Annotated in this window: 17 protein-coding genes; 13 read left to right on the forward strand and 4 right to left on the reverse strand. The window is 61.0% G+C overall.

Annotated features, from left to right (window positions below):
• Positions 1-50: 50 nt before the first annotated feature.
• From mtnC to mtnB, 3 genes are all read right to left on the reverse strand, one after another.
• Positions 51-815 (reverse strand): acireductone synthase, encoded by a 765-nt coding sequence (gene mtnC / locus VGY55_14350; GenBank protein ID HEV2971151.1) that lies wholly within the window; start codon positions 813-815, stop codon positions 51-53.
• A 123-nt stretch (positions 816-938) separates the two neighbouring features.
• The gene (locus VGY55_14355) at positions 939-1,520 is read right to left on the reverse strand and encodes a cupin domain-containing protein (protein ID HEV2971152.1); all 582 of its coding nucleotides are present in this window, start codon (positions 1,518-1,520) and stop codon (positions 939-941) included.
• Positions 1,495-2,244, reverse strand: coding sequence for a methylthioribulose 1-phosphate dehydratase (mtnB, locus tag VGY55_14360; protein HEV2971153.1), 750 nt, complete (start codon positions 2,242-2,244; stop codon positions 1,495-1,497). Before mtnB ends, VGY55_14355 begins: the two co-directional genes overlap by 26 nt.
• 187 nt (positions 2,245-2,431) lie before the next feature.
• Here mtnB and VGY55_14365 point away from each other — a divergent pair, with 187 nt between their 5' ends.
• From VGY55_14365 to VGY55_14425, 13 genes are all read left to right on the forward strand, one after another.
• Entirely contained in the window at positions 2,432-3,256 is an 825-nt protein-coding gene (locus VGY55_14365; protein HEV2971154.1) for a DeoR/GlpR family DNA-binding transcription regulator, read from the forward strand.
• 113 nt (positions 3,257-3,369) lie between these two features.
• Positions 3,370-4,026: a phosphate propanoyltransferase gene (pduL, locus tag VGY55_14370; GenBank protein HEV2971155.1), complete on the forward strand. Its 657-nt coding sequence runs from the start codon at positions 3,370-3,372 to the stop codon at positions 4,024-4,026.
• Between the two features lie 30 nt (positions 4,027-4,056).
• Positions 4,057-4,365, forward strand: coding sequence for a BMC domain-containing protein (locus VGY55_14375; GenBank protein HEV2971156.1), 309 nt, complete (start codon positions 4,057-4,059; stop codon positions 4,363-4,365).
• A gap of 108 nt (positions 4,366-4,473) precedes the next feature.
• Positions 4,474-4,743, forward strand: coding sequence for a BMC domain-containing protein (locus VGY55_14380; GenBank protein HEV2971157.1), 270 nt, complete (start codon positions 4,474-4,476; stop codon positions 4,741-4,743).
• A 59-nt stretch (positions 4,744-4,802) separates the two neighbouring features.
• On the forward strand, positions 4,803-5,993 hold the full coding sequence (locus VGY55_14385; protein ID HEV2971158.1) for an acetate/propionate family kinase: 1,191 nt from the start codon (positions 4,803-4,805) through the stop codon (positions 5,991-5,993).
• A gap of 12 nt (positions 5,994-6,005) precedes the next feature.
• On the forward strand, positions 6,006-6,320 hold the full coding sequence (locus VGY55_14390; GenBank protein ID HEV2971159.1) for a EutN/CcmL family microcompartment protein: 315 nt from the start codon (positions 6,006-6,008) through the stop codon (positions 6,318-6,320).
• 61 nt (positions 6,321-6,381) lie between these two features.
• A complete protein-coding gene (locus tag VGY55_14395; protein ID HEV2971160.1) occupies positions 6,382-7,815 on the forward strand; it encodes an aldehyde dehydrogenase family protein in 1,434 nt (477 codons plus the stop codon).
• Positions 7,816-7,883: 68 nt separating this feature from the next.
• Positions 7,884-8,144 carry a EutN/CcmL family microcompartment protein gene (locus VGY55_14400; protein ID HEV2971161.1) on the forward strand — a complete coding sequence of 87 codons (261 nt, stop codon included), beginning with the start codon at positions 7,884-7,886 and terminating at the stop codon, positions 8,142-8,144.
• A 165-nt stretch (positions 8,145-8,309) separates the two neighbouring features.
• Entirely contained in the window at positions 8,310-8,606 is a 297-nt protein-coding gene (locus VGY55_14405) for a EutN/CcmL family microcompartment protein (protein HEV2971162.1), read from the forward strand.
• Positions 8,603-9,496 (forward strand): class II aldolase/adducin family protein, encoded by an 894-nt coding sequence (locus VGY55_14410; protein HEV2971163.1) that lies wholly within the window; start codon positions 8,603-8,605, stop codon positions 9,494-9,496. Before VGY55_14405 ends, VGY55_14410 begins: the two co-directional genes overlap by 4 nt.
• A gap of 94 nt (positions 9,497-9,590) precedes the next feature.
• A complete protein-coding gene (locus VGY55_14415; GenBank protein HEV2971164.1) occupies positions 9,591-10,526 on the forward strand; it encodes a lactate/malate dehydrogenase family protein in 936 nt (311 codons plus the stop codon).
• Entirely contained in the window at positions 10,523-11,821 is a 1,299-nt protein-coding gene (locus VGY55_14420; GenBank protein HEV2971165.1) for a hypothetical protein, read from the forward strand. Before VGY55_14415 ends, VGY55_14420 begins: the two co-directional genes overlap by 4 nt.
• 174 nt (positions 11,822-11,995) lie before the next feature.
• Entirely contained in the window at positions 11,996-13,399 is a 1,404-nt protein-coding gene (locus VGY55_14425) for a PEP-CTERM sorting domain-containing protein (protein ID HEV2971166.1), read from the forward strand.
• Positions 13,400-13,591: 192 nt separating this feature from the next.
• Here the strand turns inward: VGY55_14425 and VGY55_14430 are convergent.
• Positions 13,592-14,449 (reverse strand): HD domain-containing protein (locus VGY55_14430; protein HEV2971167.1); only part of this gene is annotated, 858 nt, incomplete at its 5' end.

The raw sequence follows: 14,449 nt of genomic DNA on the forward strand, positions 1-14,449 counted from the left end.
TTGTGGAGAGATCCAAGACTGAATTCCGGCGAATTCAGCTATGGATTTCGTCAGCCGATTTCGACTTCGCTGAAGTCGTGTATCACCGAATGTTCGTGACCGTCGCCGGTCGGCGCGTTTTCGGCGCGAGCGACTAATGCCGTTTGCAAGCCGGCGGCCTGGGCGGCATCCAACTCGGCGACTACGTCGCTCAAGAATAGAATCTGCTCGGGCGGCAGGGCGATGTCGGCGGCGATCTTCGCATAGCTTTCGTGCGATCGCTTCGGGCCGGCCGTCGTGTCGTAGTTTCCCTTGAAGAAAGCCGAGAGATCACCGACGTCGGTGTGCGAGAAAAACAGCCGCTGGGCCGTGACGCTGCCGGACGAGTAGATTCGCACATCGAGGCCCGCCTCGTTCCAGCGGCGCAGGGCGGGCACGACGTCGGGATAAACGTGGGCCCGCAGCTTGCCGGCCTCGAAGCCCTCTTTCCAGATCAGCCCCTGCAACTCCTTTAGCCCGGTCGTCTTGGCGTCGCGATCCATCAGCCGGGTCACTTCCATCCGCAGTTGCTCGCGGGCCCGCTGCCGCGGCTCGCCGCGCGACCAGGCGGCGAACGATTCCGCCCCAGTGTCGCGGGCAATCTGCTCGCGAGCATGGGCCTGCTCGTCGGTGTCCCAATGCGAGCGAAGATAACTGTCGAGCATCTGCCGGGCGTAGCTGAAGAGCACGTCGTTCACGAAGCGGATCGATGAGGTGGTGCCCTCCACGTCCAGTAAAATGGCCCGGCCGGCGAAGTGGATCACAGCTTCCTCGCAAACCGAGCGATCATCGGGCACACGCCAAGATCACGGACACGGCAACTCCAGCGCTCAGCACGAAAAGGAAGAACATTTCAAATAACGGAATTCCCAAATAGCATCGCATTGTGACGCCGTTGTTCAGCGACGGTTCGGACCAATCTAGATTCGCACTTGCTCAATCCGAGGGCCGTTCGTCGGCAAGTAGTTCGGTCCCCAGCAGAGCGGAGCGTAACCGGCATGGACGCCGCCTTCGATATACTGCGGCGTCCAGCCCGACTTGTCCTGAAACAAGCGGATCGCGCGGATGGTCCGATCCGCGCAAAGGTCGAACCAGTGCTGAGTTCCGTTCGGCACGTTGATCAGATCACCCCCTTCGACTTCGATTGCAAACACTCGGCCATCGGCGCCGTGGATGTGAAAAACACCCCGCCCCTTTACGATAAAGCGCACCTCGTCTTCGCTGTGCGTATGTTCCTTGTTGAAGCGATCAAGCATTTCTTGAAGTCCCGGCACGTCGGGCGAGACATTGATCACGTCGGCCGTGACGTAGCCACCTCGCCGCATCAGCCGCTCGACTTCGGGAGCGTAAGCCGCCAGGATTTCCTCCGGCGAGGCATCCGGATCGACCCGGTCCTCTAGCTGCCAGCGCTCGTGCCAGATGCCATACGGAGCGAGAAACTCGCGGATTTCTTCCGCATCATCGATGCGGCGGTTTTCATTGGGAATCGTAATCGTGGCCATCACTGCCTCCTTGGTTTCTCGTCATTCTCTCTTCTGGGCGTTCTTGGCGCCTTGGCGGTTCCATGCTTCTGCCAACCACCTCGAACAAGAACTCAAACACCTCGACGTGCCGGCGGGCCTCGTCCAGATCGCGCCCCCAAGTGTACAGTCCGTGTCGATGAATGAGGAAGCCATATTGCAGGGGATGGACTCGATCGGCCAGCCGCGCCTCGACCTGAGCGGCCAAAGCGGCAATGTCCTGGGTGTTGTCGAAGATCGGCACATCGAGCGCATGTTCGTGCGTGTGAATCCCTTCCAGCCCCTTGAGCATTTCATAGTCGGCGATCCGCACAAAACCGGCCTCGCGGCGCCAATCGGAAACGAGCGTTCCCCACACGGAATGCGTGTGCAGCACCGCGCCGACTCCCTGTTGCTGAGCCAACGCGACGTGCAGCAGCGTCTCGGCTGACGGGCGCTGGTCCGTTGGAGCAACCGCTCGACCAGTCTCGTCGACAACGACAAAATCGGTTCGCTTCAATCGCCCCTTGTCCTTCCCGCTGGCGGTGAGAAGGAGCCGGAGCGGATCGCGGCTGAGCACGACGCTGTAATTGCTGCTAGTAGCGAGCGACCATCCACGGCTGTGTAAGTACGATCCGACGTCAACCAAGGCCGCCTGCGCTGATTCGCGCGTGCCTTCGGAAGCGGTTCGCCCGAATTGGACCGGATTCTTTAGCTGGCTCGACATCGCAAATTCCAGATTGGCGCGCGGCTGACCTGAACACAATCTAGCAATAGATCGATTTATACTCCAACCCTTTCGTCTTAAATTCAACGGTGAGCGGTGGTTGCAACTTGGACGGACGCTGTTTCCAGGCGATATGGATATAAACATTCAAAGTGTGAAATAATCTGCTTGTTGTCGTTCACGATAAATGTCATACTCTGGCAATGAGGATGATTGGTGGTCGGAGGGTTTTATCGTGGTTTTGGCCGAAAAGCGACGAGATCGGCTGCTGGAATTAGTCCGATCGCACGGTTTTGCGTCACTTCCAGATCTGGCGGAAAAGTTGCAAGTTTCGGAATCGACCGTCCGCCGCGACCTCGATCAATTGGAAACAGCCGGCACGGCGAAGCGGACTCATGGCGGTGTGTTTTACACGGGCACATCGCCGAAATTGCCGCATTTCGACGAACGTCAGCCGGCCCAATGGGACAAGAAACGGCTGATCGCTCGCCGGGCCGCCGAGTTGATCGAGAACGGCGACACGCTGCTGCTCGATGGCGGGACGACGGCTTACGAGGTGGCCCGGCTGCTTGTCGGTCGGCCTTTGCAGATTGTGACGAACTCGCTGCCGGTAGCGAATCTGTTCGCTTCCGGGGCCAACACCGACCTAGTGTTGCTAGGCGGCTATGTCTATCCGCGGACCGGGGTTTCGCTTGGCCCGTACGCCAACGAAATGCTGGCTCGACTGAACGTGCGCAAGACGGTGCTAAGCGTCGCCGCGATCAACGAGCGCGGATTTTACAACAGCAATTTGCTGCTGGTTGAAACAGAGCGGGCGATGATGCACGCGGCCGAAGAGGTGATCGTCGTGGCCGACAGCACCAAGTTTGGTCATCAGAGTCTGGCGCATATCGGTCCGCTCGACGCGGTGCAATACCTCGTCGTGGATGATGAGATTAGCACGAAATGGCGGCAGCGAATTGGTGCCAGCGGAGTCAATCTACTGATCGCGGAAAAAGGGGTCGAGGCATAGGGCATAGCAACACGTATTGACCGACGCTGGCAGCGTCGGCCACGGTTGGCCAGTCGCCGCTCGGCCAAGAATCGACAATTCATACTTCGCACTTTGTACATCATCCTTGATTCATGGTTTCCGCCACACTAGATCGAGCGTCCGTCGAGCGGATCGTGCGCGAAATCGTTATGGGGCGGCCGAGCGCGCCGCCGGGCACTCCGAACCTTGTGGTGAGCATTTCGGCGCGGCATTGCCATTTGACCGATCAAGACGTCGAGACGTTGTTCGGCGCGGGACACAAGCTCACGCCGATGAAGGACCTTTATCAAGACGGGTTTTACGCGGCAGAAGAGACGGTGATGATGGTCGGCCCGCGGCGGAAGATGTTGCCGGCCGTTCGCGTGCTCGGCCCGACGCGGCGGCACAGCCAAGTCGAATTAGCGTTTACCGACGGCATCTCGATGGGAATCGATTTGCCAGTCCGCCCGAGCGGCAAAGTCGAGGGAACGCCCGGCTGCGTGCTCGTCGGCCCGGCCGGGGTGGTTGAGATGAAACAAGGCGTGATCCGCGCCGAGCGGCACGTCCACATGAATCTCGAGCACGCGGCATACTACGGCGTCAAGAACGGCGATCGGATAAACCTGCGGATCGTCTCGACATGCAGTGCAGTTTTCAATGATCTGTTGGTTCGCGCCGATGCGACGAGCAAACTTGAGGTCCACATCGACACCGACGAAGGTAACGCTGCCGATTTGGATCACGCGACGAAAGTAGAGTTGTTTGTGTAGGGGCCAAAGGCTTTTTTTTGGAGAAACACTATGGCAAAAGTGATGGAAGCGCTTGGCATGATTGAGACCAAGGGTTTTGTTGCCCTGGTCGAAGCGAGCGATGCGATGATGAAGGCCGCCAACGTCCAGTTCCTTGGTTGGGACAAGGTGGGCAGCGGCTTGGTCACGGCCTTCGTGACCGGCGACGTGGCCGCCGTAAAGGCCGCGACCGATGCGGGGGCCAGTGCAGCCGGCCGGATCGGTGAAGTGGTCAGCGTGCAGGTGATCCCTCGCCCGCATGACGATTTGGGCATCGTGCTCCCCGCCGGCAAGGAGGCGGTAGCGAAGGGAGCGGATTGATCGACCGTCTAAGTAGCAGGCACGCTCCGCGTGCCGTCCGCTCCGGTTTATCACGGCACACGGAGTGCGACTACAACATTTTCATCCTTTTCAAGGACTACACCCATCATGCAAAGTGCAATCGGCTTAGTAGAAACGAAAGGGCTCGTTGCCCTGGTGGAAGCGACCGACGCGATGGCCAAGGCGGCCAATGTCGAGATCGTCAAGCGAGTGTCGATCGGCGGCGGGTTGGTGACGACCGTCGTCTCGGGGGATGTCGGCAGCGTGCGGGCCGCCGTCGAAGCGGGGGCCGCCGCCGCGACGCAAGTCGGCGAGTTGATCTCCAGCCATATCATTCCGCGCCCCGCGGATGGGCTGGTCGCGGCGTATCTGACGTGAGCACAGGCGAAGTACGAAGTACGAAGTACAAAGTACGAAAGCGCGAGAAGGCGCAGCGCATGAAAATCCTCGTGGCAAACTTGGGCTCGACGAGCTTCAAGTACCGGTTGTTCGACATGACCGACGAGCGCCAATTGGCGCGCGGCGGGGTCGAACGGATCGGCGCGGCGACGAGCGGCTCGTTCGTCGAGATTGGTGGCAAATACACAGAGCAAACGCTCTCGGCCCCCGACCATGCGGCGGCCGTCCGAGCTTGCCTGGCGCAGTTGACTGATCCGGCCACCGGCTGCCTCAAAGATGCCCGCGAGGTGGCGGCGATTGGACTCAAGGCGGTGCATGGTGGGTCGGTGAGCGGAGTCCAGCGAATCACGCCGCAAGTCGTGGCCGCGATGGAAGAGGTCAGCCAAGTCGCCCCGGCCCATAATCCGCCTTACATCGCGGCCATGCGGCTCTTGAGCGAGAAGCAGCCCGGCGTTCCATTGATCGCCGCCTTCGAGACGGGGTTTCACGCCACGATTCCCGAGCGGCTGCGTCACTACGCGGCGCCGCACGAATGGGCCACGGAGTTTCGAGTGCAACGCTGGGGCTTCCACGGGGCGAGCCATCGCTACATCGCCGAGCGAACGGCGCAGCTCACAGGCCGCCGCGATTTGAGATTGATCTCCTGTCACCTTGGCGGTTCGAGTTCACTGTGCGCGATTCGCGACGGGCGAAGCGTGGCCACGAGCATGGGCATGAGCCCGCAATCTGGCTTGCCGCAGAACAACCGCGTCGGCGATTTTGACCCGTTCGCCTTGCCGCTGGTGATGCGGCGGACCGGCAAATCGCTCGATGAGGTGCTCGATATGCTCGCCGAACGGAGCGGATTACTCGGCTTGAGCGGCGTGAGCGGCGATGTGCGCGACCTGGAACAGGCTGCCGCCGGCGGAAACGCTCGGGCAAAGCTAGCGCTCGACGTGTTCACAACGAGCATCCGCCACTATCTCGGCGCGTATCTCGCGGAACTCGGCGGGGCGGACGCGATCGTCTTCACCGGAGGGATCGGTGAGAAAAGCGGCGGAATTCGGACCGCCGTGTGCCGCGATCTCGAGGCGCTGGGCATCGTGCTGGACCGCGACAAGAACGGATCAGCCCGCGGCGAGGCGCGGATCGACGCCGCGGCAAGCCGCGTGCAGCTTTGGATCGTGCCGACGAATGAAGAGCTGGTCGTCGCCCGGCAAACCAAGCGGCTTTTGGAAACCGAAGGTTAAAGGGACCCACTCATGTTTGTCGCCAAGGTCACCGGCTCCGTGGTCGCCACGCAGAAAGTGAATTCGATGGTCGGGCATAAGTTGCTCGTCGTCGAACCGTATCGGCTCGATCCGGAAACGCGACGATCGCTCAAGACCACCGGGCGAACGTTTGTGGCCGTGGACACAGTTGGGGCCGGTGAAGGAGAGTTTGTGCTCATCACGCAAGGCTCGAGCGCTCGACTGACGCCGGAGACCAAGAACCTGCCGATCGACACCGTGATCGTCGGGATCGTCGATAAAGTGCACGTCGATCAGCAATGCGTGTTCCAGCGAGATACGGAGTGACGAAGTCGAATTGTAGGGTGCGTCAGCGCTTCGCTTGACGCACCCTACCAAGAACCAACCTATGCAAGCGACCGAACAACTAATCCGCTCCGTCGTCGAGCAAGTGCTGTCGCAGCTTCAGCCGAAGTCGAATGCCGTCCCGCGCAGCTTAGCGGGCCGGCATGGCGTGTTCACCTGCGTCGATGAGGCGGTCACCGCGGCCACGCAGGCCTTCGAGGAACTGAGCGAGCGCACTTTGGCCGACCGCAAGCGGATAATCGACCACATTCGCCGCATCTCGATCGAGCAATCGGTCGAGCTGGGGACGATGGAGATGGAGGAGACGCGGATCGGCCGGCTGGAGCACAAGATCGAGAAACTCAAAACGCTCGGCGAGCGGACGCCCGGCATCGAATTCCTCAGGAGCGAAGTGTTCAGCGGCGATCATGGGCTGGCCGTGATCGAGCACGCGCCCTTCGGCGTCATCGGAGCGATCACTCCCGTAACGCATTCGCTCCCCACGATCACGGGCAACGCCATCAACATGATCGCCGGCGGCAACACGCTGGTGGTCAATCCGCATCCCAGCGGCAAGCGCGTCGCGGCGGAAGGAGTTCGCCGGTTCAATCAAGCCATTTATCGCGAATTGGGAATCGACAATCTGATTTGCGTCATCGCCGAGCCGACTCTCGAATCAGCCGAGGCGATCTTCAAGCATCGCGGAGTCAAGCTGATCTGCGTCACCGGCGGCCCCTCCGTCGCGCGGGCGGCGCTGCAGAGTTCAAAGCGGGCGATCGTTGCCGGGCCGGGAAATCCGCCGGTCGTGGTCGATGAGACCGCCGATCTCGATCGTGCCGCCCGAGCCATCATTTATGGGGCGGCCTACGACAACAATCTTCTCTGTATCTCGGAAAAGGAAGTGTTCGTGGTCGATGAGGTCTTCGATCCGATGATGGCAGCGATGGACCGGGCGGGCGCGGTGCGGCTTAATTCGCGTGAGGTCGATGCCCTGACCCGCGTGGCGATCGCGACCGTCGGCGAAGTGGACCACAAGCACGACGTGCCGGCGAAGGAGTTTCTCGGACAAGATGCGGCCGTTCTCGCCCGCGGAATCGGCAAGCAAGTGCCGCCAAAGACGGAGTTGCTCTTCGGCGAGACGGACGAGCAGAATCCGTTCGTTCCCGTTGAGCAAATGATGCCCTTCCTGCCGTTTGTCCGCTGCCGCGACGTGGACGAGGCGATCGCGAAGGCGAAGTTCTACGAGCACGGCTTCCGCCACACGAGCATCATTCACTCGAACAACGTGCGAAACATGACGAAGATGGGCCGGGCGCTCGACACGACGCTGTTCGTGAAGAACGGTCCGTGCATGGCATCGTTGGGGTTGGGGGGCGAAGGATACTTGTCGTTTTCGATCGCCACACCGACGGGAGAAGGTGTCACCACGCCGCTCACGTTCACCCGCGAGCGGCGCTGCTCGTTGATCGATGACTTGAGGATTTTGGGAAGACCGTAATGTAGTAGGCACACTCCGTGTGCCGCAACAAGAACCAGCGGATGGCACTCGGAGTGTGCCTGCTACTTATGCAACTTGGACTTGTCGTTGGAACCGCAACCGCCACGGCGAAACATTCGTCGATGAACGGCTGGAAACTACTGATCGTGCAGCCCCTGTTGGTCGATGGGCGGACGGCCGACGGCGATCCACAACTGGCGATCGACAACTTGGGAGCGGGCATCGGACAACAGGTGATGATCTCCAGCGACGGGGCAGGAACGCGGGCCTTATTGGGCGTGGAAGCGACTCCGCTCCGCTGGAGCGTGATCGGAATTCCCGACGGATGATTGTTGGAGCTTCAATGCTTTATAGATGCTTTGGGTGCCATGTCCACGGCTCGGCGCGGGCATGGACTGTGTTGGCGCGTGGCCACTCAGAGCAGTGGCCATGGCACCCGTCGAATCAGAATTGAAGGCCCAGTCCCAGCATTGGACGTTTGTCATAAGGTCGCTATGCGAATCGGAACGGTCATCGGCACGGTCACGCTCAGTCGCTCGCACCCGAGCTTGCGGGCCGCTTCGTATCGGCTGGCGGTGCCGCTCTCGCTTGCCAATTTGACGGGCAACTATCAAGAGGTCGCCGAGGAATTCGTGGTGTACGACGAACTTGGGGCCGGGATCGGCAGCCAGATCGCGATCAGCGAAGGGGCAGAAGCTGCTCAGCCATTTCGCCCCGAGATCAAGCCGGTCGACGCTTACAACGCCGCCATCCTCGACAACATTGATCTGTGGAAAGGAATCGAACCGTGAATCTGCACAAACTCAAAGAAGAAATCTGCGATATCGGCCGGCGGATTTACGCCAAGGGCTTCGCCGCGGGCAACGACGGCAACATCAGCTATCGCCTCAGCGAAAACGAGGTACTCTGCACACCGACGATGATCTGCAAGGGCTTCATCAAGCCCGCCGATCTTTGCATCGTCGATATGGAGGCGAACCAACTGGCCGGCGTCCGCAAGCGAACGAGCGAGATTCGTCTGCATCTGGCAATCATGAAGGAGCGGCCGGAGGTGAAGAGCGTCGTGCATTGCCATCCGCCGCACGCCACGGCCTTCGCCGTCGCCCGCGAGCCGATTCCACAATGCGTGCTCCCCGAGGTTGAAGTCTTTTTAGGAGACGTGCCGATCACGAAGTACGAGACGCCGGGCGGGCAGGAGTTTGCCGAAACGATCTTGCCGTTCGTCAAGAAGGCGAATGTGATCATCCTGGCCAACCACGGCACCGTCAGCTACGGCGAGACGGTCGAGAGGGCCTATTGGTGGACCGAGATTCTCGACGCCTATTGCCGCATCCTGATGCTGGCCCGCGATCTCGGCAAAGTCAACTATTTCACCGAGCAGAAAACGCGCGAGCTGCTCGACCTCAAGCAGAAATGGGGCTTCACGGACCCGCGGCTCGAGCCGGAAATGAAAAACTGTGACATCTGCGCGAACGACGTTTTCCGCGACAGTTGGCAGGATTGCGGCATCGAGCGCCGCGCGTTCGAGCCGCCTCCGGCGATGCGGCCGCCGTCCGCGGCAAAGCCGGCCAGCGGCGCGCATGCCATTAACGGAAAGCAAGCCGTGAGCGCCGATCAGGAGCAGTTGATTAGAGCGATTACCGATCGCGTCATGGCAGCGCTCACCCAAGCCGGGAAATGAGAACCCGGCCTTGCGACGCTGGCAGCGTCGCCCACGTGGCCGACGCTGCCAGCGTCGGAAGTTATTGAGTTGAAATCGTCTCCAGAACTTTCCCATGAAAGTCAGCATCATCGGCGGCGGCGGTTTGGTTGGCTCCTGCACGGCGTTTGCCCTGCAAACGGGCCGGATCGTGCGCGAGATTGCTCTCGTGGATGCGAACGCCGAATTGGCCGCCGGCCAAGCGCTCGATCTATTGCACGGTTCCGCATTGACGGCGGACCAGGTGATCCGCTCCGGCGGCTACGAGCAGATTCCCGACAGCGACCTGATCTGCATCACGGCCGGCTTGCGGCGCAAACCGGACGAAAGCCGGCTCGATTTGATCAACCGCAATGTCGAGCTGTTCCTTGGCATCCTTGGTGAGATCAAGAAAGCCGCTCTCAAATCTGACGCGATCGTGCTGGTCGTCTCCAATCCGGTCGATGTGCTTACGTATCTCGCCGCGAAAGTGCTCGATCTGCCGCCGAGCCGCGTGATCGGCCTCGGCACGCAGCTCGACACAATCCGCTTTCGCGCGCTGATCGCCGAGCGGCTCGCCGCGCCGCCGACGCAAGTCTCCGCTCTTATCCTCGGCGAGCATGGCGACAGCATGGTGCCAATCTGGTCGAGCGCGACGATCGCGGGACTGCCGCTCGACAAGTATCCTGGTTGGACCAACCAATTGGCCGGCGAACTCTTCGCGCGCACCAAAGGCTCGGGCGCCGAAGTGATTAAGAAGAAAGGCGGGGCGGGCTTTGCCGTCGGCCTGGCGATTCAAGAGGTGGTCGAAACGATCGCCCTCGATCGCCGCCGTGTGTTGCCCGTATCGAGCGTGCAAAGCGGCTGCTATGGCCTGCGCGATGTGGCGATCAGCGTTCCCGCGATCGTCGGCCGGCAAGGCGTTCTCGGCACTCGCGAAATCGACCTCTGGCCCAAAGAGTTGCAAGCCCTGCGCCAGAGCGGGAGCGTGCTGCGGCAGACGCTTGACACCGTGTTGAAAGCACGACGATGAAGTCCCTCGACCAAAAGCTCGCCGCGATCCATGCCGATCCGTCGGGGGCGAAGGATTTCATCTTGGCCGACGCGAAGGATGCCGACATGGCCTTTGGGATCGGCGCGCCGGGCAAGTCGCCCGAGATGCATGCCGGCGAGGGGCGGCTGCGGACACTCGCCGAATATCGCGAGCAGATTCGCCAGGTGGTGCGGCAAGGTGTCGTCGATATCGTGCTGATGTCGGCCAGCACCAGCGATCTGCTCACGATCGGCGAGCGGCTGTTCGACACCAGCCACGTCACGCCGGCCGCGCGGGCCAACGACGCCAGCGACGTGTTCGTGGTCCGCGGCGGGCATTACCTCGAGCCGCCGACAAAACCGTTCCGCTCTGCCACGCTCGACCACATTCAATGCGGCCACGTCGATTGCCAGCCGGCCGAGCGAATCCGCGGCGCGAATCTGGGCCTGTACAGCGTCACGTTCAACAATCGGCTCGACGACGACCTGCGCACGCTGGAAGAATACGGCCGCTTCCGCGCCGAGGCCGAGTCGAAAGGCTTTCGCCATTTCCTGGAGGTGTTCGACCCCAACGCTCCGAATGATCTCGATCCGGATCAGATTCCCGGGTTCGTCAACGATCATATTGCGCGAACCCTGGCAGGCGTTCCTCAGGCCGGCCGGCCGGTGTTTCTCAAGATCGTCTATCATGGGCCGAAGGCGCTTGAGGAGCTGGTAGCATACGACCCGCATTTGGTCGTCGGCATCCTCGGCGGCGCGGCGGGGACGACCTACGACGCCTTCAAACTACTAGCCGAGGCGCAGAAGTACGGCGCCCGCGCCGCGCTCTACGGCCGGAAGATCAACCATGCCGAATGCCAATTGGCATTCATCGAATTCCTGCGGCTGATCATCGAGGGGCGGGTCTCGCCTGAGGAAGCGGTGCGGGCTTACCACGGCGTCTTGCAACAACTCAAGATTCGTCCGCATCGCTCGCTCGATGACGATCTCGTGTTGCAGACGAACGTGATGAGCTACGGCGGAAGCCAAGGACGAAGTTCGAAGTACAAAGTACAAAACAATCACGAGCCGCCCGGCGTAAGCCGGCGGATGGACCAGGAGGCCGCCCAAGATTGCGACTGCGGCGGCTCCGATTCAAACTCCTGCCATTGCCACGACATGCGATCATCGGCGGCACAGAATTCGCCCGGCGCGATCTCCGCTTCATCTGATTCGGTTCTGCCGGATTTCTCGAAAATGACGCAAGCCGAAAAGTTGGCTTATAACAAGGCCCGTCGCGACCGGATTTTCGGATGAGCTGCGTTGGCAATCGTTTGCTTTTGTCGCGATTGCGCGTGTTTTTTCTCTTTGTCGCGCAATTTGCTTGACCTTGCCGAAGCTGCCGTTATGCTGGCGGAAAGTGGGAGGATAACCCCCCTTCGCCCCGTCAGACTGATCGGCCATCCAGGCAGCCACTTCCGGAGGATGCTCATGAAGATTATATCCATGCGCCGCATCAACGCTTTGCGAGCGATTCTTGCCCTGATTGTGGTCGCCTCTCTGGCTTCGCCCGCCCAAGTCCGGGCGGCCGTCACCTACATCGCCAATGGATATCATTTTCAGGTGACCAACTACTTCTGCGGCGCGGCATCGATGGAGATGATGCTCGACACGCCGCTGACGACGAACGGGGCTTCGCCGAGCTTTAATCCGAATGTCACCAGTCTGTTGGCCGCGGGGGACGGCGGTTCGGTAGCACCGAATCCATTTCCGAACACTCCCAACGCTGGCGCGCAGGCCTCGATCTACAGCCTGGTGCATGGAGGTGCGTTTGCCGCTAAGAGCACGGAATACGGCGGCTTCTCGATCTACAATAATCCAGCCTATGGGCCGGGGACCGATCCGATTGGTTTTCGCAACGGCCTGAACGCGATCGACAACCCGACCAATGCGAACAACGCGGCTGTCTCGGCCCTTTCGGGAAACGCTGGGGTCAACGGCAATCACCAATACGCCGCGTATGGCGGGAACACATTCCCGTCCACGATATTCTACGCTAACCAGGCCAGCAGCACCGTCGCCGCGGCATTGATCGCTTACGGCGTTCCGGCGAGCGTGTCGGTCAACCACGGCGGGCATTGGATCGACGTCAACGGCGTGGCGACTTCGACTGTCGCGGGCACGACCTACATCAACGGGTTTTTCATCCGCGATCCCTGGACGGGTTACGCCACTTCGCAGAACCAGGCGAATCGTGGGCTCGGCATCAACACCTATTTGCGATACGGATATGACAACCGAGCCGGCGGCGGACAACGGCTCGGCGCGTGGTTCAACAACTTTACTCCGGCGCCGAATTCTTCGAATGCGGGTCTTGGCAACGGCTACATGATCGAGGTCGAGCCGCAAGGGCCGGAACTTCCCGACACCGGCGGCGACTACAGCATTCCGACGATCCCGGCGGGCCCGGCGGCGACGGGTCCCCAGGCCGATGTCGATGCCACGACCGATCTCGCCACCACGGCGAACCTCAGCACAGAGCCCGGCTTCCAGAACGGTAGTTTTGACCCGAATCACGAAATGTTTATGCCGATGCCCGGCGACACCGGTTCGGAAGGGGATTGGCTCGTTCCCTACGAAGGAAATGGCGGGACCAGTGACGTCACCGGCTTCGAGTTGATCGATACCGAAACGGGTGTCATCGACCAGGCCACTTGGTTTGATCCAACCAGCCCTATGACGATCGATCAGGTCGATTCGATGTTTCAATCCGAGGCGGCAGGCACGGCGGATCCGATGGACAACTTCGTTCCCGAACCGTCGTCGTTGGTGTTGATGGGCCTCGGTCTTGCCGGCAGCGGATTATTCGCGCTGCGTCGGCGAAGAGCCAAGTGACCGGTGCCATGCCCATGCGGGGCACTCGCGCCAGCGGGTCGGCGTGGGCATGTCGCTCCGCGGGTCGCGTGGGCATGTCGTCTGAGGCAATGACCAAGATCATGCCCACGCTCGCGTTGAGCGGAAACGGCATTCAATTCCCATCGGCGCGAGCGTGGACATGGCACCCGCGCACATATGGCTCGCGTCTCGTTACTCGCCGCATGTTCGCGCTAGCTCGCGCAGATAGTCGAGCGCTTCTTCCAGTTCGGGCGCTTCGACCGCCTTCTGCCGTCCGCGCCGATCGCATTGGCCCAACAGCACGAGATCGTCGAAGCTTTCGTTCTCTTCCAATCGTCGCCGCGCGCGAGCGCCGAGCGTTCCATCGACGAGCGCATGCGCTTCCATGTGGTGCTCGATTAGCCAGGAGGTGCGCGGCGTGATGTATCCCTCGAGCGCCTCGAGCGCCGCGGCCACGTGCTCGCGCGGGTCGATGGCCTTTCCGACGTCGTGCAATAGGGCCGCCAGCAGGAATTCCTCGTCGTAAGGCTGGGCGTCGCGGGCGAGATCGAACACTTGAAGGCTGTGATAGAGCATGTCCCCTTCCGGATGATGCAGCGGATTCTGCTTTACCCGCTCGAGCGGCAACAAGAGCATCTGATAGATTTGGAACCGATCCACCTTGCTCTCGGCCTCGATCACTGCCGCGTCCAGCTCGATCCCCGGATACTCGGCCCGCAGGAATTCCTCCAGCTCGGCAATGCTGGCCCGTTCGATCGCCTTGCCGGTGATCGAACTGGTGAACACATAATGAGCCATATCGGAGGCGTAGAGCGTGATCTCGAATGGGAACCGGTCCTGCACGTGGATATGCGTGTAAATCCGCTCCTCTTCATGCTTGCGGACGCGTTTCCGCTGCACCTCGAACACATGCCCCTCGGCCTCGATCGCCCCGGCGACGGCATCGACGCTGTCGGAAAACACATGCAGATCGATGTCGGAGCCGTGGCGGATGTGCCCGGTGAGGGTGCTGCCGATCAGACGCGGGCGGAATGCCCTGAGAATGCGCAT

Source organism: Pirellulales bacterium, assembly GCA_035939775.1.
Classification (GTDB): domain Bacteria; phylum Planctomycetota; class Planctomycetia; order Pirellulales; family DATAWG01; genus DASZFO01.

Bases quoted from the DNA above. Each gene is read 5' to 3' on its own strand.
- VGY55_14355 (HEV2971152.1), bottom strand. From the start codon at position 1,520: ATGGCCACGATTACGATTCCCAATGAAAACCGCCGCATCGATGATGCG.
- mtnB (HEV2971153.1), bottom strand. From the start codon at position 2,244: ATGTCGAGCCAGCTAAAGAATCCGGTCCAATTCGGGCGAACCGCTTCC.
- VGY55_14365 (HEV2971154.1), top strand. From the start codon at position 2,432: ATGTCATACTCTGGCAATGAGGATGATTGGTGGTCGGAGGGTTTTATC.
- pduL (HEV2971155.1), top strand. From the start codon at position 3,370: ATGGTTTCCGCCACACTAGATCGAGCGTCCGTCGAGCGGATCGTGCGC.
- VGY55_14375 (HEV2971156.1), top strand. From the start codon at position 4,057: ATGGCAAAAGTGATGGAAGCGCTTGGCATGATTGAGACCAAGGGTTTT.
- VGY55_14380 (HEV2971157.1), top strand. From the start codon at position 4,474: ATGCAAAGTGCAATCGGCTTAGTAGAAACGAAAGGGCTCGTTGCCCTG.
- VGY55_14385 (HEV2971158.1), top strand. From the start codon at position 4,803: ATGAAAATCCTCGTGGCAAACTTGGGCTCGACGAGCTTCAAGTACCGG.
- VGY55_14390 (HEV2971159.1), top strand. From the start codon at position 6,006: ATGTTTGTCGCCAAGGTCACCGGCTCCGTGGTCGCCACGCAGAAAGTG.
- VGY55_14395 (HEV2971160.1), top strand. From the start codon at position 6,382: ATGCAAGCGACCGAACAACTAATCCGCTCCGTCGTCGAGCAAGTGCTG.
- VGY55_14400 (HEV2971161.1), top strand. From the start codon at position 7,884: ATGCAACTTGGACTTGTCGTTGGAACCGCAACCGCCACGGCGAAACAT.
- VGY55_14405 (HEV2971162.1), top strand. From the start codon at position 8,310: ATGCGAATCGGAACGGTCATCGGCACGGTCACGCTCAGTCGCTCGCAC.
- VGY55_14415 (HEV2971164.1), top strand. From the start codon at position 9,591: ATGAAAGTCAGCATCATCGGCGGCGGCGGTTTGGTTGGCTCCTGCACG.
- VGY55_14420 (HEV2971165.1), top strand. From the start codon at position 10,523: ATGAAGTCCCTCGACCAAAAGCTCGCCGCGATCCATGCCGATCCGTCG.
- VGY55_14425 (HEV2971166.1), top strand. From the start codon at position 11,996: ATGAAGATTATATCCATGCGCCGCATCAACGCTTTGCGAGCGATTCTT.